Genomic DNA, 20,695 nt, shown 5'->3' with positions numbered 1-20,695 from the left:
ATGAAATTCATGTACACGAATGGGAAATTCCATTCGCCCGAACAGAACAACATGTCCTCGATGATGCAATCTGTCAACTATGGAACCGCAGCGTTTGAGGGAATGAAGGCATACTATCTCGAAGACAAGAAGAACTGGTATCTCTATCGTCCCGAAAAATACTATCAGCGCCTCGTCCGCTCGACCAAGATGCTCGACATCGATTTCAAGGTCTCGGAGAAAGAATTCATCGGTATCGTTGCCGCATTGATCAAGAAGAACAATGTCAAGATGGATACCTACATCCGTCCGGTAGTCTACCGCAGTGAAAAAGGCGTCGGCTTGATGCGCCCGTCCGACTACGGTCTGTCGATTTTCATTCAGTCGATTCCCTTTAGTTCGGCGAACCAGTATCGTTGCTGTTTCGTCTCGCAGAAACGTCCGACCGACGGCACCTTCGCCGGCAAGCTTACCGGCAACTACTTGTTGTCATTTTTCAGTGCTATCGAAGCCAAGAAGAAAGGCTATGATGTCGGCATCTTGTCATCAACCGAGGGCCACGTTTCCGAAGCCTCAATCATGAATCTCTTCTTTGCCAAAGACGGCAATTTGTTCACGCCGTCAATCGACTGCGGTCCGCTCGGCGGCATCACGCGCTTGTCGGTCATGCAATTAGCGAAGGAACAGCTTGGTCTCAAGGTCACTGAAGGCAAGTTCAAGCGCGAGCAACTTCTCAAGGCGGATGAAATCTTCTTCACCGGCACCGGTTCCGGCGTGAACTTCGTCAAGCAGTTGGAGAAGCGCAAATTCAACCTTGCCCGCAAGGATCAGATCGCGCTTGAAGTCGCCCGCGTGTTCGACGAAGTGACTCATCAGAAAATCAAGAAGTATGCTGACTGGCTCGTGCCGGTGAAGTAACCGTCATACGAGTAATAAAGCGAACGATTCAATGCCTAGGATCTAACGATAGCTAGGACAACGGCCAACAAAAAAAGCCCCGATCTCACAATCGGGGCTTTTTCATTCCTGATCTGCGCGCTTGGTCATTCGCGCACAGACCCAGCAACCGGAATACTACTTGACCAGCAACATCTTTCTGGTCTCGCTGAATCCCTCGGACTCGAACTTGTAAAGATAAACGCCTGAGGACACCGTGTTGCCGCCGCTGTCCTTGCCGTCCCATCTCACTTGATGGCGGCCTGCGCTCATGACATTGTTCAACACCGTCGCGACTTTTTGGCCGGTAGTGTTGTAAACGGTAATCATCACATTCGCCGATTTCGGCAGGGCGAATTCAATCACCGTCTCAGGATTGAACGGATTCGGATAGTTCTGGCCAAGAGCGAAGCTTGTCGGCAGAACGTTCTTCTCAAGGCGTGCTGTCATCATGCTGCCATTGTAATCGGCAACATCAGCGCTTACCAGTTCGGCATCTCCGGTCACTTCGAGCAGCGCCGTAGAACCGGCTGCGATTGAATTGGACGAGATGTCGTAGATCAGCACCCGAACCTGTCCGTTCATTTCGTTCGTGGACACTGTCATATCGGTGAGGCTGCTAATTGAATAGCTCTCGCCGACATTGAATACCAACAGCGCGGCGCCGATTTCGACATTGGCATCACTCGAAACGACACTGCCTTCCTGCTTCACGATGACGCTATTGGCAAACGGCGTCAGTTTATTGAATGGAAGGGCGTCGCCGACAACTACTCGGATCAGGTAAACCAGATCGCCGACCGAAAGGCTGCTGCCGTCGCGGTTGACATCCGATGCCGCAATCTGTGCTTCGCGACGCATCGGATCCGGATCAAGAGCCGCGAGACCGTACAGGAAGTAGTTCGTGTACATAACGGCGTCGGCGATTTCGTATCCGATACCGTTAAGGTTCAAGTCGCCGGGCGCGTCAATTGAATCGGCGCAGACGATGTCAATACCGCCTATCCAGAATTCGATACAGCGAATCGGCTCATACTTGTCGCCAAGCATACAGAAGTCCAACGCTCCGACACCAAACGGACGTGAGTGCTCGGGGAAGAGCGCGTCATCAAACTCATCCCAAACTGCGTTGCCTTCGAATGAGAAGATGCGCTTTTCGAGATACAGCGTGTCGCCGGTGACAGTCGAAATCGCGTTGTCGCCGCAATCGAGCCAGAAGAAGCTGACCGGTACGTACTGACATTCGAACGTTCTGTCATTGGTGACGAGGAACTTCAATACAAACAACTCTTGCGGTGACGGCAACGCCGGACCAAAGCAGCTCGGATGGTTGGCGCCGTTATTGGCGTCGGCAACCGAAACGATTCTGACCAATCCTGACGGGCACGAACCGTTGCAATTACCCTGTGCGCCGTAGCGATAGGTGAAATACTCCCAACCGCAAGTTGTCAGCATGTCACCGGGCTTCGCTTCGACGAAGTTCAATGCAGAGTTGTCGTAACTCATCAAGAAATCAAAGCCGCCAAATTCCTGACCGGCGCCTTCGATGGTGACTGAAACGAATTCATAGTGACCCTGAAGGGTATTGTGCGTCTTCTCGGTCTTGACAATAAAGCACGTCGCCGTATCACAATCGATGAAGCGTACCCAGCGGGTGTGCGTCGATTGAGCAATCAATCCGCAACTGTCGGTCACTGTAACCGTGTAGCTATAGATATCATCAAATGCGTTCGCGGGTGTGAAGCAGAACAGCCCGGAGCCGTTGGCGAAGTTCAACGTCGTCGGCGCCGGATTGACACTGACACTCTGCACATTACCGTTCATGTCAGCATAGCTGAAAGGCACGCAAATCTGCATCGGGCCAGTTTCGCTGCAGAAGATCGTGGTGTCACCCTGATCTACCGAAGCCGTCGGGGCGTTGTTCAATCTGACGGTGACTACCGCGGTATCAAAATCAGTAGCTCCGCAGGCATCGGTTGCTTTAAGCACGAATGAGAAGGTGCCGCTCGACGCTGGTGTGAAGCAAATCTGTGTGCCGTTGTAAGTACCCGGACCCGAGACCAGCGAGCAATCTGTCAGGTTGCTATTCGGATCGGTACAGCTTGCCGCCCAGCAGATCGACTGCCCAGGTGTCTGGCACAGCAGATTTTGATCAGCTCCGGCATTTGCTACCGGCGCGGCATTGAGAACTACGGTCACGATTGTCTGGCAAGTATCCGCCAGTCCGCAGGCGTCCGTAACGATTAGTCTGATATTGTTCGCTCCAACAACTGGAGTCAAGCAGACTGATCCGGCATTGAGTGTGCCGCCCGTGACAACCGTCGTTGTGATGTTGTTATTGGCGTCACTTACGCTGAATCCCGGAATGCAGATCTGCGCAAGGCTGCACGCAAAAATTGTTGTATCGCCGTGGCAGTTTGCAATCGGCGCAACGTTTGTTGTCACCGTCACCACCGAAGTATCAAGATCAGTCGCTCCACAAGCATCGGTTGCTTGCAGTACGAAAGTGAAAGTGCCTGCACCCGCCGGTGTGAAGCAAATCTGCGAACCGTTGTAGGTGCCCGGTCCGGAGATCAAGTTGCAGGTCGACAAGTTTGCATTGGCATCACTGCACGAAGCCGCAATGCAAATCGGTGCCGGTGTACACTGGAACAACGTCGAGTCGCGTCCAGCATTGGCAATCGGTGCCACGTTAAGTGTGACATTGACGACTGACGTATCGAAGTCCGTCAATCCGCAAGCATCCGTGGCTTTGAGAACCAAGGTATAGCTTCCCGAAGATGCCGGCGTGAAGCAGATCGTCGAGCCATTGTAGGTGCCCGGACCTGAGACTAACTGACAAGTTGACAAGTTGCCGTTCGGATCGCTGCAAGCGGCAGCGATACAGATCGGAGCCGGTGTGCACTGGAACAAGGTCGAGTCGTTTCCGACCGTCGCAACCGGAGCTTGATTCAGCGTGACGTTGACTACCGAGGTATCGAAGTCGGTCAAACCGCAAGCATCAGTCGCTTTCACTATAAAGGTATAGATTCCGGAAGCTGCCGGCGTGAAGCAGATGCCGCCGCCGTTAAGCGTTCCCGGACCGGAAGTCAATTCGCAATTGGTAAGATTGGCATCGGGATCACTGCAGCCTGCCGTGATGCAGATCTGCGCCGGAGCACACTGGAACAGCGTCGAATCGCGTCCTGCATTGGCTACCGGCGGAAGATTGAGTGCTACCGTCACGACTGCCGTATCAAAGTCCGTCGCTCCGCAAGCGTCGGTCGCTTTCAGAACGAAGGTGAAGACACCAGCGCCAGCCGGAGTGAAGCAGACATCAGAGCCGTTGTAGGAACCGGGACCTGAGACAAGCTGACAGGTCGACAAGTTACCGTTCGGATCGGAGCACGAAGCCGGAATACAAATCGGAGCTGCACCGCACTGGAAGAGCGTTGAGTCATTGCCCATGCTCGCTACCGGCGGCTGGTTAAGTGATACCGTCACTACTGAAGTGTCAAAATCTGTTGCTCCGCAAGCGTCGGTCGCTTTCAGAACGAAGGTGAAGACACCAGCACCTGCCGGAGTGAAGCAGATCGCTGAGCCGTTGTAGGTACCCGGACCAGAGACTAACTGACAGGTCGAAAGGTTGCCGTTCGGGTCACTGCAGGATGCAGTCACACAGATCGGAGCCGGTGTACACTGGAATAATGTCGAATCGTTGCCGGCATTCGCAACCGGTGCTTGATTGAGTGTGACATTGACTACCGATGTGTCAAAGTCCGTAAGACCGCAAGCATCCGTCGCCTTCAACACGAAGGTGTAGCTTCCTGATGCCGCAGGTGTGAAGCAAATCGCTGAGCCGTTGTAGGTGCCCGGACCGGAGACAAGCTGACAGGTCGAAAGATTACCGTTCGGATCACTGCAGGATGCAGTCACGCAAATCGGTGCGGGTGTACACTGGAACAACGTCGAATCGTTGCCGGCGTTCGCAACCGGTGCCTGGTTGAGAGTCACGTTGACTACTGAAGTATCAAAGTCCGTCAACCCGCAAGCATCCGTCGCCTTCAACACGAAGGTGTATGAACCTGATGCCGCAGGCGTGAAACAGATCGCTGAGCCATTATAAGTACCCGGACCAGAGACAAGCTGACAAGTCGACAGGTTACCGTTCGGATCACTGCAGGACGCAGTCACGCAAATCGGAGCCGCCGTGCACTGGAACAGTGTCGAATCACTTCCAGCGTTTGCAACGGGCGCCTGATTGAGTGTGACATTCACTACTGAAGTATCGAAGTCGGTCAATCCGCAAGCATCCGTCGCCTTCAACACGAAGGTGTATGAACCTGATGCCGCCGGTGTGAAGCATATCGCTGAGCCGTTGTAAGTGCCCGGACCAGAGACCAACTGACAGGTCGACAAGTTACCGTTCGGATCACTGCAGGAAGCAGTCACGCAAATCGGTGCCGGAGTGCACTGTGCGAGTGTCGAATCGTTACCCGCATTCGCAACCGGTGCTTGGTTCAAAGTCACATTGACTACAGACGTATCGAAATCCGTCAATCCGCAAGCGTCCGTCGCCTTCAACACGAAGGTGTAAGAACCTGATGCCGCCGGTGTGAAGCAGATCGCTGAGCCGTTGTAGGTGCCCGGACCGGAGACCAACTGGCAGGTCGACAGGTTACCGTTCGGATCACTGCAGGATGCAGTCACGCAAATCGGAGCAGCAGTACACTGGAACAACGTCGAATCGATGCCGGCATTAGCAATCGGTGCCTGATTAAGAGTGACATTCACTACTGAAGTATCGAAGTCCGTCAATCCGCAAGCATCCGTCGCCTTCAACACGAAGGTGTATGAACCTGATGCCGCCGGTGTGAAGCAGATCGCTGAGCCGTTGTAAGTGCCCGGACCAGAGACAAGCTGACAGGTCGACAGGTTACCATTCGGGTCACTGCAGGAAGCAGTCACGCAAATCGGCGCCGCTGTACACTGGAACAACGTCGAATCGTTGCCCGCATTCGCAATTGGTGCTTGATTGAGTGTCACATTGACTACTGAAGTATCGAAGTCCGTAAGACCACAAGCATCCGTCGCCTTCAACACGAAGGTGTATGAACCTGATGCTGCCGGAGTGAAGCAGATCGCTGAGCCGTTGTACGTACCCGGACCGGAAACCAACTGGCAGGTCGAGAGGTTACCGCTCGGGTCGCTGCAAGATGCAGTCACGCAAATCGGTGCGGGAGTACACTGCGCGAGTGTCGAGTCATTACCCGCATTTGCAATTGGCGCCTGATTCAAAGTCACATTGACAACGGAAGTATCAAAGTCTGTCAATCCGCAAGCATCCGTCGCCTTCAACACGAAGGTGTATGAACCTGACGCCGCCGGTGTGAAGCAAATTGCTGAGCCATTGTACGTGCCCGGACCTGAAACCAACTGGCAGGTCGACAGGTTACCGTTCGGGTCACTGCAGGATGCAGTCACGCAAATCGGTGCCGGTGTGCACTGGGAGAGAGTCGAGTCATTACCCGCATTCGCAATCGGAGCCTGATTGAGTGTGACATTGACGACTGAAGTATCATAGTCGATCAATCCGCACGCGTCCGTAGCTTTCAATACAAGGGTGTAAGTTCCCGAAGAGGCGGGAGTGAAACAGATCGTCGAACCATTGTAGGTGCCAGGACCTGAGACCAATTGACAGGTCGACAAATTGCTGTTTGCATCGGTGCATGAAGCGGTTATGCAAATCGGAGCCGGTGTGCACTGGAACAGGGTGGAGTCGCGTCCTGCGTTGGCAACCGGTGCCGTATTCAAAGTAACCGTTACATTGATAGTGTCAAAATCGGTAGCGTTCAGTTCGTCTTTAACCTTGAAAACAAACTGATAAGTCCCTGCAGCCGCCGGAGTCCAGCAGAAGTTGGTGCTGACCGGACCCTTCTGCTTGATCTGTGTGAAAGTACCCGGACCTGATTGCTTGGTGACGGTAATCGTGTCGCCCTGGCAATCGGGGTCGGAAGCGTTAACTGCAAAACAAATCTGTGCCAACGAACATTGGAGTACATTGATATCGGCCGGGAGAGTAATCACCGGCGCCTGATTTGAGAAGCGGACCTTGAACACCAAGTCGTTCCAGTCCGTGTCTCCACCGTTCGGCAAGTCCTCAAAAGCCACGATGAATTCATGCGGAACGCCGGTACGAAATACCTTGGCGTGGTTAAATCCGTCATAGTTGAGATAATTCTGCGTGTACCAAGTGCGGTTGGTGTCTGGTGCGATTCTCGGCTTCATCCAGAATCCGATGGAGTCACCTCCGGAAACAGAGAAGGTTACCGAGTCGCCCGGATCATCACCGCCGGAAAACAGCTGATAAAGCGGAGTTGTGTCATTGGCAACATACCAACCAGAGCGAGCAGTTGCCGCGGAGCCGGCGACTTCAATAACAATTGTCGCCAGATTTTGTCCCGGCGTTGTACAGAAGGTCTCCATACCGGTTTCGTCGGTGGCAACGTTGATGTCATATCCGAGGCTGTCGAATATGTACTGCAACGATGGTTCCCCGGTCAGCGCAGTTTTGTTCATCAGCGCCATTACCGAGTCAGGAAGATCAGGGTTTCCACCGGCGGCAAACACCGATGGCGTGATTGTCAAACAACACATTCCGATGATGACAAGCATCATAAGCTTGGTCAGCTGTTTAGACATTTTGACTCCAATGTTTTCTAAAGGTTCTGCAGAGGACTTATATTCTTTCACAATGTGACACATTTCGATTCTAATTCTGATTGGATCAACTATCGCGGAATGCCGTTACGGCGGGGGAAAACGTGCAAAGGATATGAGAGGACGCAACGTGCGTATGAAAATGAACTTGCAGCGCTTTACCTAAGATTCCCGATATTCTCCAATCTCAAAAAGTTACCGGCGAGGTTGAACAAACGACACGAACCCACAACTGAGAGTTTGCTTGCGCAACATGGATTCTCTGGTGCCTGTTTGCATACCACCGAACACCGTAAATTCTATTAAATGTCTTAGAGTTGTTGAAGTACTGCGAAGTACTACTTAATTAGGTATAAATAAGGTAATTCGCTCAAATTTGTCAAGGTATTTCTGGCTCCTTGAACAGTTTCTCGACTGATTCAATTGAAACGCAGACATAGAGATACAGCTCGGACGTGTCGGCGATATCCCATATCGAGACTCAATTCTGCCTCCTTTAACTACGTAATTGACCTCTATTTAAGATTCGGTCGATGTAAGCTGTTGTTGTGGAGTGCGTTGCATGAAAATCGTCGCACTTTTTGGCTATTTTCGCTCTCGAAGAATTACAGGTGGCGATCGGCCATAAACGGTATCATATTCTTGATCGAAGTATGAGACTCAAAGTTTGCCATAAGGACCAAATCAAAGAAGGGGGAGTCAAGTCCCTCAAGATTCTTGCCCGTAATGTCGCAGTCTTCTGTCTGAATGGCAAATTGCACGGACTCGAAGCTGACTGCAAACATATGCGAGCCTCAATCGCCAACGGCAAAATCGACGGCACCATCATCACTTGCCCAGCGCACGGCTGGCGTTATGACATCACGACGGGAGAGTGCCTTACCGAAGCCTGGGCCAAGCTCAAGACTTATCCTGTTGATGTCGTCGATGGAATCGTCTATATTGAAATCTAAACCACTCTAAACATTGGGGGACCAATGTTGTTATCATCATTCGCTTCGAAGTGTAAACGCCTCTTTCAAGTCTGCGCCGTCCTCGCTCTGCCGATTGGAATTGACTCCGGCGACGAGAATCAGACCGATATAGTTTATGGGCTGTATGGTGGCACGGGGAAATATACTTCCGTTATCGAAGGCTGCGATGGTCCCCCCCGTACTGTCGACAACACGTTCGTTGAAGGCGCAGCAGCTCTGTACATGCGAGTGCCGCAAAGAACCCGATCGCCCTTTGTCGTAGGGGTAACCGGCGCGTTATGGTACAGCGACATTACACTCGCATCCTCCAGCAACTATGATGTTGAACAGGGGAAGTATCTTGACCAACATGTCGGACGACAGACATTTGCGGTGGTAACGCCCAGTATTAGTTACGAAGGCGAAGATGAGGGTATCGGCGTAGGTGTATTGATTGGTCGCTATCCGCGTGATTTCAATGATGAGATTGATTTCATGCCGCACATTACCGGTCACATTCGAGTCGGGAAAGCAGACAAAATGCACTTAGGCATTAGTCTAAACGAGAACCTGCCTCTGAATTCAGGTGGCGGCGCCTATAATTTTGGATTGGCATTTCCGGTAGGACGGAAGTTCAATATGTACCACGCCTTTACATTCGGTGGATACCATAGAGGTGGTTTGACTCACCAGTTCAGGATACGGCTGGACAAGTCGTCGTCGCTTGATGTCAATCTTCGCTGGTCGACTGTTCGCGAAGACACCGGTTCGTTCGAGGCCGGAATCGGGGTCGGAATCCGTCGTTACATCGGTCGGTAGGTCAGGTTACTAAAGCGTCGAAGTCGCCGCGTCGCTACCATCCCAGCAACTGCTCAAGGTTGGCATTGATCTTCTCAACGATATCTTCGTACTCTTTTTTCTTCGCCTGTTGTTGCTCGACAACCGCCTTGGGCGCCTGATCAACGAATTCGCGATTAGCAAGCTTCTTGCGAGTTTTCTCCAGAAGACCCGTTATGTTCTCAAGCTCTTTTTGAAGACGCGCGCGCTCCATATCGATATCGATCAATCCAGCCAGCGGAATGAAGATCTCAACCGAAGGAATCACTGCCGAAGCTGACAACGGCGGTTTCTTGACATCTTCGCCGATGACGAGCCGCTCGATCTTGCCGAGATTGACGATATAGTTCTGATTGGCTTCCAGCGTCTGACGCAGAGCAGTATCGGTGATCTTGAGATGCACTTCGGCGCGCTTCGACGGCGGAACATTCATTTCCGCGCGAATATTGCGGATCGCATTGACGACGCGCTGGAGCTTGTTCATCATCTCTTCCAACTGCAGGTCGATCAACTTCTCGTCGGCGACAGGATACTTCGCGTTGAGAATTGACTCTTGGCCTTCCGGAAGTTTGTGCAGCAAATGCCAAATCTCTTCCGTGATAAACGGCGCGAATGGATGAAGCAGAATCAGAATGTTGTTCAGACAATAGCCGGTAACCCGTTTGGCGAGCAGTTTATCCGCCGGATCGTCATCGTTGTATAGTCGCGTCTTGACCAGTTCGATGTACCAGTCACAATAGTCGTGCCAGACGAAATCATAGAGCTGTTTGCCGGCGGCGTTGAATTTGAACTCCGTCAGCGAATCACCGGTGATCTTAATCGTCTCATTGAGTCGCGAAAGAATCCAGCGATCCATCAGCGGCATCTTGTCGGAAATCGGCATCGTGTCAAGGTCGCCCTCGCCAAGGTCGTCGCCGATATTCATCAGGATGAATCGTGAAGCATTCCACAGCTTGTTGCCGAAATTGCGTCCCAGCTCGAAGGTATTCATCGCAATGTTCGGATCCTGGCCTTCCGGTGTCGAGAGAATCAACGATAAACGCATACTGTCCGCGCCATACTGATTAATGACTTCGATCGGATCGATGCCGTTGCCTTTCGACTTGGACATCTTTTGCCCGTGAGCATCGCGAACCGTACCGTGAATATAGACATCGTTGAAAACGAGCTTGTCCGTGAATTCATATCCAGCCATCACCATGCGTGCGACCCACAGGAAAATAATCTCGCTCGCCGTAAACAGTGAATCGGTGGGATAGAACTTGCGTAAATCCGGAGTATCCTGCGGCCAGCCAAATGTCGAGAACGGCCACAGCCACGAGGAAAACCACGTATCGAGAACATCTTCTTCCTGATAGACATCCGTGCTGTTGCACTTGCGGCACTGAGTCGGCGCCTGTTTGAGAATCATCTCTTCGTTGCATTCGCGGCAGTAGTACACCGGTATGCGATGTCCCCACCACAACTGGCGCGAAATGCACCAGTCGCGAATATTTTCCATCCAATAGAGATATGTCTTCGACCAGTGATCGGGATGGAAACGCAATTGCCCGTTCTTCAAAGCTTCAATCGCCGGTTTCGCCAGCGGTTTCATGCGGACAAACCACTGCTCCGAAAGGTAAGGTTCGACAACGGTCGAACAGCGATAGCAAGTACCGACCGAATGTTCGTAGTCTTCAACTTTGGCGAGTAAGCTCTTCTTCTCGAGTTCTTCCAGAACCAACTTGCGCGCCGTCTTGATATCCTGACCCTTGAACTTGCCAGCGTTTTCGTTCAACGTACCGTCCGGATTCAGGATATTGATCTTCTCCAGATCATGACGCTGAGAAACTTCAAAGTCATTCGGATCGTGCGCCGGTGTGATTTTGACGACACCCGTACCGAATTCGATATCAACATAGTCATCAGCGACGATCGCCAACTCACGGTCGAGGATCGGCAGAATCGCCGTCTTGCCAATGTACTTCTGGTAACGCTCATCCTTGGGATTGACTGCCAATGCCGTGTCGCCAAGCATCGTCTCCGGACGTGTAGTTGCGGCAATCATGTAGACATCCTGCCCCTTGAGCTTGTACTTGATATGATACAGCTTCGAGACTCGGCTCTGGTGCTCGACCTCGTCGTCCGACAGGGAAGTCTGACATCGCGGACACCAGTTGACGATGTATTTGCCTTTGTAGACCAGATTCTTTTCGTGCAAGCGGATGAAAACTTCCTTCACCGCTTCCGAAAGTTGCTCATCAAGCGTAAATCGCTCGCGCGACCAATCACAGGCACAGCCGACTTTCTGCAACTGCTCCATGATGCGTGCCTTCTTGGCGCCGACATACTCCCAAACTCGACGGACAAACTCTTCGCGGCCAACTTCGCGGCGAGAAGTGCCTTCCTTGACCAACAGCTTCTCAACGACAACCTGTGTCGCAATACCGGCATGGTCGCTGCCCGGAAGCCAACACACTTCGAAGCCCTGAAGGCGCTTCCAGCGAATCATGATATCTTGGAGGGTGTTGTTCAGCGCATGGCCCAGATGCAGCACATCTGTCGCATTCGGTGGTGGTATGACAATGCTATATGTCTTCTTCGGCGAATCAACCTTGCCGTGGAAGTATCCCTTGGCGAGCCAGTCCGCATACAGGCGGTCTTCCACGCCGGAAGGGTTATATTGCTTGGGAATTTCCTGTCCGCTCATAAATCTCTCTTCCAAAAGTAAGCTATGAGTATAGCCGTTAGTCCAATGATGTCAAGACGATATTAAAACGCCTTGGTCGCCGCCGTGTTCGCCTCTATATTGTCCTCCTCTAATCGGAAGAAAGGCGCGAATATTCAGTGAGAGAGTCAGGAACATCATTTCAGGAATTGGTCGAAATCCTTCGCAAATTGCGTGCGCCGGGAGGATGTAATTGGGATCGCGCACAGACCACTCAGTCGCTGCTGCCGTACATGATCGAGGAGACGTACGAAGCAGTCGAAGCCGGTGAAGCTTCCGACTACGACAAGCTCAAAGAAGAGCTCGGCGACATCCTGCTTCACATCATCTTTCAGGCTGAAATCGCCGAAGAACTCGGCAAGTTCGACATGCGCGATGTAGTCGAAGTCGTCACTCAGAAGATGATCGAACGCCACCCGCATGTCTTCGGCGACCGCAAGGACTTGACTCCGGATCAGGTGCGGCAAAATTGGGAGGCTGTCAAGCTGAAGACTCGCAAGAAGGAAGAGCGGCATTTGACAGTGCTTTCCGGAGTTCCGAAAACGATGCCGTCGTTGCTCAAAGCCTATCGCGTGCAGGAGAAAGCCGCTCAATTCGGATTCGACTGGGAGCGCGCGGAAGACATCTTTGCTAAAATCGACGAAGAACTTTCAGAGTTCAAAGAAGCGCTTTCCCTAAATGACAAAGCCGCCATTCAAGACGAATTCGGCGACCTGCTTTTCTCACTCGTGAATTTTGCTCGTCACATTCAGGCTGAACCGGAGACTTGTCTCAACGGTACGATTCGCAAATTTTCCGATCGCTTTGACAAAATGGAGAAGGCACTACAAGCGCGTGGACTGACGCTTAAGCAGGCAACGTTGGCTCAAATGGAAGAAGAATGGCAGCGCGCCAAGCTTCTTTAACTCCTTTTCCGTCTATCGTAACCATTTCGGGATTTCAAGTCGAAACTCTTCATAGGAATAAGTATCCACTTTGTCGCCTGGCGTTTCTCAATGGAACACGCGTAAGCTATTGATTCTCAACGCAACGCCCCCGAAAAATACCAATTAAATAGCTCTTATACTTCTCTTCTTTTGCTAACGTCTATTGATGCGTTTCCGATAATTCAAGAGGAAAACACACAATGTTGGTTGCCTGTCGGAACCGACCCAGCATCTGAAAAGCGAAGTTTCGCACTCACCTCCGACTCCGACCAAAGGGCTAAAAGATTTAGGAACGGAGCTATCATCAAGGCTATTCTCGACAACCTGCGGGATGTTCACATTCTGTTCAGCCTTGATGGCGCGCAAGTCCGTTACGCCAACAAAGCGACAACCGCCGTTTTTGGCTTCTCCGCTGAAGAACTGCAGAAATGTCCCCAACTCCGTTTCGATTGCATCCATCAATTGCATCGTGATCAGGTTGTCGAATATTTTGACTCTGTAATCCACCACCGTACTCCGTTTAGAACCGAGTATGTAATTTATCGCGTTGATGGTGTGCAAGTTCGAGTTGAGGAAGATAGCCGCATAGTCAAAACCTCCGAAGGCGAGGAACTGATCCTCACGACTATTCGATCCGAATGTGTCACCGAAGTCTACACGCGACATCAACATCTCAAAGCCCAACACACTGTCGCAAACATCTTATCTTCTGCAAAAGCATCGGATTCGGCAATCTTGTCAACGCTTGAAGCCATTGGCAAGGAGTTGGGCTGGCAAATCTGTGAGCACTGGATTCCGGTAGAAGGCAGTCCCCAACTGCGCATTTCGCAAATCTGGTGCGCTGAAAATCTCAAATCGACAGACGAATTTGTCGCCATAACCCGCACGCTGCAGTTGGATCGAGCCCAGATGACACAAGGAAAGGTTTGGACCGGCGGTTTACCGCTTTGGACAGCAACTGTCGTCGATTCTGACCCCATAGAGCGTCGTAAAGCTACAGCAAAACTCGGGCTAAAGACCAGCCTGTCATTCCCGATTTCTGACGGCACTGTCGATGGCGGCATTTTTACGCTTTACAGTATAGAGTCGTATAGTATCGACACCGACCTGCTCCAGACAGTCAGCGGAATTGGAATACAGATTGCCCAATACCTGCAGCGCACAAGGCTCACAGAAAGCCACGCAGCGGGTGAACGGCGATTCCGCCAACTCTTCGAAAAGAACGAAGCTGTCAAACTCGTGATTGATCCTGCAAACGGTACGATCATCGATGCGAACCCCGCAGCGGCAAGCTTCTATGGCTACTCGGTCGAGCAACTGCGCTCCCTAAAAGTCTGGGACATCAACACACTGCCTGAAATAGAAGTGCGCGATCTAATGCGCACCGCCAGCGGCGAGCAGCGAAACCGATTCATATTCGACCACCGACTCTCGTCCGGTGAAGTCCGACAGGTAGAGGTTCACTCGAGTCCGCTCAGTCTCGACGGGCGCGACTACTTGTACTCGACGATTTTTGATATCACCGACAAGCTGCGCACCGAGGCCGCTTTGCGTGAAAGCGATGAACGATTCCGGCTGGTGTTTAAGCACACGCCGACAGCGATAGCAATCTTCGATAAGCAGATGCGCTACCTCTTTGCCACGACTGCGTGGCTCGAGGAATATCGGCTGCGCGATCAGGGCGTTATTGGACATTCTCAATTCGAATTCTTCCCGGAGACCAGTGAACGCTGGCGTGATATCTACCGTCATGCCATGGCGGGAGAGACCGTTGAAAGCACTGAAGAAAGGATCATCCGCGCTGACGGTACAGTAGGTTGGATACGATTCATTGTTAGTCCGTGGCGAACCAGTCAGGATTCAATCGGCGGCATCATCGTCTTTACCGAGTCGATTACCAGCGAGAAGATATCTCACGATGCGTTGCGCGAAAGCGAAGAGAAGTATCGTTCTTTGTTCGAAAACTTGATCGATGGCTTTGCACTCCACAAGATAGTCCTCGATCCGAGCGGCAATCCCATCGACTACATATTTCTTGAGGTCAACTCTGTCTTTGAGGAAATGACTGGACTCAAACGCGAAAACTTAATAGGCAGATGCGTTACCGAAGTCATCCCCGGCATCGAATCCGCCAAGGAAAATTGGATCGGCAAGTATGGCCGCGTCGCGCTCAATGGCGAGACAGTCAAGTTTGAAAGCGAAACACCCGAGCTTGGTCGCTGGTTCTGGATTTCTGCCTATAGTCCCAGAGAAGGATACTTCGTTACCGTATTCGAAGACATCACCGCGCGCAAACTTGCAGAGGCAAAATTGCGCGATCAGCAGAGATCTGTGTCCGCTCTCCTCGGGAATCTTCCAGGAATGGCGTATCGATGCCAGAACACCCCCGATTGGCCGATGGAATTCGTCAGTGAAGGTTGTCGTCAATTGACCGGCTACACCCCATCTGAGATGCAGATTGGCGGGTCGGTCCAATACAATGATCTAATCCATCCTGATGATCGCACAATGGTCTGGAACGAAGTGCAACGAGGCATCGAACGACGTGAATCGTACCGGCTCACCTATCGTCTCATCACACGCAACGGCGAGATCAAGTTCGTTTGGGAACAGGGCAGCGCAGTTGTAGACGAAGAGAACAGGGTTGTTGCCCTCGAAGGGTTCATTGCCGATATCAGCGAGCAGAAACACGCCGAGGAAGCGCTGCAGTCACGCGAAGAGCATTTCCGTGCTCTCATCGATAACTCGTCTGACGTAATCACACTCTTTGATATCAACGGACAGTTCATCTACCTGAGCCCGTCCGTGGAACGCGTGCTCGGCTACAGTGCCGACGAGCTCAAAGGCACCAGCATCTTCAGGCGCCTGCATCGCGACGATTGCCGACGCGTGCGAGAGATTATGCGGCGCGCTCTCATCAAGGGCGGCGATGTTTCTGCAGAATTGCGCATTCGCCACAAAGACGGCAGTTGGCGCATTCTCGACACGATTGGCCGCAACTGCTTGATGATCCGCATGTCGGCGCTATAGTCTTCAACTCGCGTGATATCACCGATCGACGCGAAATCGAAACCGAACGCTCGCAGCTTGCGAAAGCGGTCGAACAAGCAACCGAGTCGATCGTCATCAGCGACATCGACGGCAAGATCATTTACGTCAATTCTGCTTTTGTGAATGTCTCCGGATACAGCCGCGAAGAAGTCATTGGTCAGAACGCGCGAATTCTTAAGAGCGGTGTGCAATCCGCCGAGTACTACCGGGATATGTGGACCACCTTGCGCGCCGGCGAACCCTGGGTGGGAAGATTCACCAATAAGCGCAAGAACGGTACTCTCTATGAAGAAGAATGCGCAATCTCGCCAATTAAAGATGCAGCCGGCAAAGTCATCAATTTCGTCGCTGTCAAACGCGATGTCACCAAAGAGGCCGAACTCGAAGAACGACTTCGCCAAGCGCAGAAACTCGAGGCTGTCGGGCGGCTTGCGAGCGGAATTGCCCACGATTTTAACAATCTTCTCGCCGGTATACGCGGATTTGGCGAATTGATCAGTCTCGAAGCAGCCGACGATTCAAAGCTGAAAGACTACTCCGGCGAAATCATCCGTGCCGCTTCGCGCGCCGCCGATCTCACCAGTCAGTTGCTCGCTTTCGCGCGCAAGGGCAACTTCCTCGCTGTTCCGATGGATATTCATGATGCAATCAATGAAGTCAAGATTATCCTTTCACACACCATCGACCGTCGGATTGAAATTCAAACAGAGCTTTCTGCGTCGCAAAGTTTTGTCAAGGGCGACCCGTCGCAGATCCAGAGTGCTATTCTCAACCTCGGCGTCAATGCCCGCGATGCCATGCCCGATGGTGGCCGACTAATCATCACTACCCGCAATGTCAATCTCGACGCTGACTATTGTAACCGTCATTCGCTGGAGCGTGGACCCGGCGAATACATTTCCATTACTGTATCCGATACCGGTGTCGGAATTGAGGACAAGATTCTCTCGCACATCTTTGATCCATTCTTCACGACCAAAGAACAGGGCAAGGGTACCGGTCTTGGTTTGGCGGGAGTTTACGGTTGCGTCAAGAGCCACGCCGGATGTGTCGAGGTTGCCAGCAGCGTCGGTAAAGGCTCAGCCTTCACTTTGTATTTCCCGGTGTTGGAAGGTACAGCGCTTCCGAGCGCGGCTGAAATTACCGAAATCAAAGTCGATGGTCGCGAGCGCATTTTGCTCGTCGATGATGAAGACATCGTTCGCAATCTCGCCGAGAGAATGCTCACCAAGGCGGGCTACAAGGTCGTTTCCTGCAAAGATGGCGAAGAAGCCGTTCAACTCTATCGTACCGGTATGAACGCCATCGATCTTGTTCTGCTCGACATGATGATGCCGAAAATGAACGGTCGCGATACCTTTGCAGCTCTCAAGAAATTCAATCCTGACGTCAAAGTTCTCATCATGTCCGGCTTCAGCGATCAGGATATTCAGGAATTTCTCCAGGATGGTATCCTCGGATACATCGCCAAACCTTTCCAGATGCGTACATTCCTGGTCAAGATACGCGAAGCCCTCGATTTGCGGACCAAAGTTCGCCAGCTCTAATCGGCAATCACAGACCGTCCCGCTCAATTTTTCGAATTCCTAACTCATTGATGCCATTGCAGTAAACAAATCAACGGAATATATTGCCGTATACGTTTGTAATTGCTATGAATCGGCACTGGGACAATGCTGCGCCGGTTCGCCGCGTCGCAGATGAACTCGAGAAAAGTGTCTGGATACGACGGGGCTCGTTAATAGTACAAGTGGAGGAGTATATGTTGAAACTAATCCTTTCTGTCCTTTCATTCGCACTCATCGCCTCAATCGCTATGGCCGATGATGTTGCCATTACCGTGTATAATCAGAACCTCGCGCTGGTCAGGGAAGGCCGCACCCTCGAATTCCAGAAGGGCACCAATCGCATGAGCCTTACCGATATCGCGGCTTCGATCGACCCGACCTCGGTGCACTTCAAACTGCGGGGCTCCGACAAGGTTGAGTTACTCGAACAGAATTATCAGTACGACCTGGTATCGTCGGATAAAATTCTACAGAAGTATCTTGGCAATACCGTCGAAATCACCATGAAGAACGGCGATGTCGTTAGCGGCAAGTTCCTCTCACTCTCATCCGGCTACATGGTCCTGCATCTCGCCGATGGCGCAGTTCGCCTCGTTAATTCGCTGGAGATGCTGACCGTTTCCGCTCCGAAACTGCCGGAAGGCTTAATCGTCACCCCAACCCTTGAGTGGCTGATTGCCAGCGACGTCTCGGGCAAGCGCGACGCCGAAATCTCCTATTTGACCAGCGACATCAGTTGGCACGCCGAATACATTGCGCAGTTGGACAAGGACGACAAAAATCTTCGCCTCTCCGGCTGGGTTTCGCTCGATAACCGTTCCGGCAAGACCTACCGCGACGCCAAATTGAAACTTGTCGCTGGCGATATTCATCGTGCCATGCCTCCTGCAATGGCCAAAGGCGTTATGTACGAATCAATGGCAATGGACGCGGCTGGGCGAGGGTTCGAAGAGAAATCCTTCTTTGAATACCATCTCTACACCCTTGGCCGTGCAACAACCGTGGCCAACAACGAAACCAAGCAGGTAAGTCTTTTTGACCCCGCTTCGACCCAGATTAAGAAGCTCTATCGCTACGAGGCTTCCCCCGGCGTCACCGATGTCAACGTCGTAGTGACATTTGTCAATTCCGAGTCCGGCGGATTGGGTATGCCGCTTCCGGCAGGCAAGATTCGCGTGACCAAACTCGACAGCGACGGCTCGGAGGAATTTATCGGCGAGGATATGATCGATCACACGCCGCGCAACGAAGAAGTTGAACTGCGTGGCGGCAACGCATTTGACATTGCCGCAGAGACGGCCGTCATTGATTCGCGACGCATTTCCGATCGGGTTCGAGAAGAGACAGTTGAGGTCAAACTTCGCAATCGTAAGGAAGAAAATGTAACGATCAATGTTCGCTACCGCCTCTACGGCGACTGGCAGGTCGTTGAGTCGAATTTTGAATATGTCAAGAAAACGGCTCAACAACTTGAGTTTACCGTGCCGGCGAAATCTGATCAAGAGGCCGTTCTCAAGTATCGGATCCGCTACGGAAGCTAACAAACTCTTTGACTTGATTTGCGGGAATGATTAGGTTCCGAGCTAAGATTGTGACGAAGTTCACTTGCAGGAGGAGATAAGAATGAAAAAGATACTCATTGGAGTGTTGTTGTTAGCCTTGACGGTCACCGCGTTTGCTCAGCAGAAGAAGGAAGTTCTGCCCTATGACGCACTGATTCGGTCTGCCAAGATCTATCTGGGTCAAAAAGACAAGGACTACGACCATGTCGTCGAGTTGCTCGATATCGCGGTCGCAAACTATCCGGATCCGCTGGAGGCCCACTTCTATCTTGGCCTGATCGCCGCTGAACGCGCGGAATACTCCGTAATGATGGATCACTTTCGCAAATTCGAAGCTATCTGCTCCAAGGAAAACATGGACGCCGACAAAAAGCGCGCTAAAGCTTGTCAAAAAGATGACATGCCCAAGCAGATTCGCGAGACCAAGGAAGCCGAACTGAGCCGTGCTTTCAAGGATGGCGTAACACAAATCAGGCTCGCCGACTCTGTGTCGTCGGTTATGGCGACCGCTGCCGACTCATCCGCAGCCGCTGGTGATACTGTGACTGTTCCCGGTGATTCAACCAAAGCGACGCGGGCTGACATTGTCAAACAGCTTCTCAATAAGGGCCAGGGTCTCTTCAACGAATGTATTGTCATCGACGATACAATTCCCGGCATCTGGACCAACCTCGCCCTCATCGAAAAGAAACTCGGCAACATTGACAAGGCCCTGGAGTATTACCAGCGCAGCTACAAGTTGAATCCCAATGATGCGCTTATGGTCTATGACTTGGCCAACGTCTATTTCGATCAGAAAGATTATGCCAATTCGGCACGATACTACGGCGAATTCGGCGCGCTCGATAAGGCCAACGCTGAGGCCGCATTCATCAATCAGGCAATGTCGTATCAGGCACTTGGAGACAATGCTTCTCTTGAGAAGACACTCGACAAGATTCTTGAAGTGAACCCGGCCAATGCGGAAATTCGCTATCAGCGCGGTGTAATGTATGTCCGCAATGCTTCGTCGCCGGAAATGCGCGATTCAGCTCAGAAGATCGACAGCCTGCTTACTGTCAGTCCCAAAGATGCAGCGCTTATCGCCGCTAGGGACCAAATGATCAAATCGCGGCAGGACTACAACACAAAGGCGCTCGCCGATTTCAAGCAGGCCGCCGAGACCAATGCCAAGGAGCCGCTCTATTGGTACTGGTATGGCAATACCGCATTCTTCCTCGAAAAACAGGATGAATCGCTCGAAGCCTACAAAAAGTGCACCGAAACCGACCCCAACTTCAGCGATTGCTGGTGCCAGCTTAGCCTTGTTTATGCCCGCAAGGGAATGAAGCCGGAAGCCGAAGATGCCTCCAGCAAATGCAAGGATAAATAGAGTTCTCTGCTTTTGAACTTCTACGGGAGCGCGTCTTAGCGCTCCCGTTTCTATTTGCTCTCCCTTAATTCTGTGCCCACGACAGATGTGATGGAATCATCCCGC

General features: G+C 51.9%; 10 protein-coding genes. 8 read left to right on the top strand and 2 right to left on the bottom strand.

The window, feature by feature from the left end; genetic code table 11:
- On the top strand, positions 1–897 hold the full coding sequence (locus IPH59_16470; GenBank protein MBK7093280.1) for an aminotransferase class IV: 897 nt from the start codon (positions 1–3) through the stop codon (positions 895–897).
- Positions 898–1,053: 156 nt separating this feature from the next.
- Here the strand turns inward: IPH59_16470 and IPH59_16465 are convergent, their stop codons facing one another.
- Positions 1,054–7,596, bottom strand: coding sequence for a T9SS type A sorting domain-containing protein (locus tag IPH59_16465; GenBank protein MBK7093279.1), 6,543 nt, complete (start codon positions 7,594–7,596; stop codon positions 1,054–1,056).
- 671 nt (positions 7,597–8,267) lie between these two features.
- On the opposite strand from IPH59_16465, the gene IPH59_16460 reads away from it, so the two are divergent.
- Entirely contained in the window at positions 8,268–8,567 is a 300-nt protein-coding gene (locus IPH59_16460; protein ID MBK7093278.1) for a Rieske 2Fe-2S domain-containing protein, read from the top strand.
- Positions 8,568–8,591: 24 nt separating this feature from the next.
- Entirely contained in the window at positions 8,592–9,386 is a 795-nt protein-coding gene (locus IPH59_16455) for a hypothetical protein (GenBank protein MBK7093277.1), read from the top strand.
- A gap of 34 nt (positions 9,387–9,420) precedes the next feature.
- Here IPH59_16455 and IPH59_16450 read toward each other — a convergent pair whose 3' ends face one another.
- A complete protein-coding gene (locus tag IPH59_16450; protein ID MBK7093276.1) occupies positions 9,421–12,093 on the bottom strand; it encodes a valine--tRNA ligase in 2,673 nt (890 codons plus the stop codon).
- Positions 12,094–12,230: 137 nt separating this feature from the next.
- On the opposite strand from IPH59_16450, the gene mazG reads away from it, so the two are divergent.
- The 5 genes from mazG to IPH59_16425 all read left to right on the top strand — a co-directional run bounded on the left by mazG (position 12,231) and on the right by IPH59_16425 (position 20,590).
- Positions 12,231–13,016, top strand: a complete 786-nt coding sequence (gene mazG / locus IPH59_16445) for a nucleoside triphosphate pyrophosphohydrolase (protein ID MBK7093275.1) — start codon at positions 12,231–12,233, stop codon at positions 13,014–13,016.
- A 228-nt stretch (positions 13,017–13,244) separates the two neighbouring features.
- A complete protein-coding gene (locus IPH59_16440) occupies positions 13,245–16,067 on the top strand; it encodes a PAS domain S-box protein (GenBank protein ID MBK7093274.1) in 2,823 nt (940 codons plus the stop codon).
- Positions 16,007–17,635, top strand: coding sequence for a response regulator (locus IPH59_16435; GenBank protein MBK7093273.1), 1,629 nt, complete (start codon positions 16,007–16,009; stop codon positions 17,633–17,635). Before IPH59_16440 ends, IPH59_16435 begins: the two co-directional genes overlap by 61 nt.
- Positions 17,636–17,850: 215 nt before the next feature.
- Complete coding sequence (locus IPH59_16430; protein MBK7093272.1) at positions 17,851–19,197, top strand: DUF4139 domain-containing protein; 1,347 nt, start codon at positions 17,851–17,853, stop codon at positions 19,195–19,197.
- 82 nt (positions 19,198–19,279) lie between these two features.
- Positions 19,280–20,590 (top strand): tetratricopeptide repeat protein, encoded by a 1,311-nt coding sequence (locus IPH59_16425; GenBank protein ID MBK7093271.1) that lies wholly within the window; start codon positions 19,280–19,282, stop codon positions 20,588–20,590.
- Positions 20,591–20,695: the final 105 nt, after the last annotated feature.

The sequence above is a fragment of the bacterium genome (assembly GCA_016708315.1).
Lineage (GTDB): Bacteria > Zixibacteria > MSB-5A5 > CAIYYT01 > CAIYYT01 > JADJGC01.
Note: the sequence above shows the minus strand (reverse complement) of the source record. Positions and strands in the feature narration are given on the sequence as shown.

What these genes read in the sequence shown, in the direction of transcription:
- IPH59_16470 (MBK7093280.1), top strand. Translation starts at nt 1, where the DNA reads ATGAAATTCATGTACACGAATGGGAAATTCCATTCGCCCGAACAGAAC.
- IPH59_16465 (MBK7093279.1), bottom strand. Translation starts at nt 7,596, where the DNA reads ATGTCTAAACAGCTGACCAAGCTTATGATGCTTGTCATCATCGGAATG.
- IPH59_16460 (MBK7093278.1), top strand. Translation starts at nt 8,268, where the DNA reads ATGAGACTCAAAGTTTGCCATAAGGACCAAATCAAAGAAGGGGGAGTC.
- IPH59_16455 (MBK7093277.1), top strand. Translation starts at nt 8,592, where the DNA reads ATGTTGTTATCATCATTCGCTTCGAAGTGTAAACGCCTCTTTCAAGTC.
- IPH59_16450 (MBK7093276.1), bottom strand. Translation starts at nt 12,093, where the DNA reads ATGAGCGGACAGGAAATTCCCAAGCAATATAACCCTTCCGGCGTGGAA.
- IPH59_16430 (MBK7093272.1), top strand. Translation starts at nt 17,851, where the DNA reads ATGTTGAAACTAATCCTTTCTGTCCTTTCATTCGCACTCATCGCCTCA.
- IPH59_16425 (MBK7093271.1), top strand. Translation starts at nt 19,280, where the DNA reads ATGAAAAAGATACTCATTGGAGTGTTGTTGTTAGCCTTGACGGTCACC.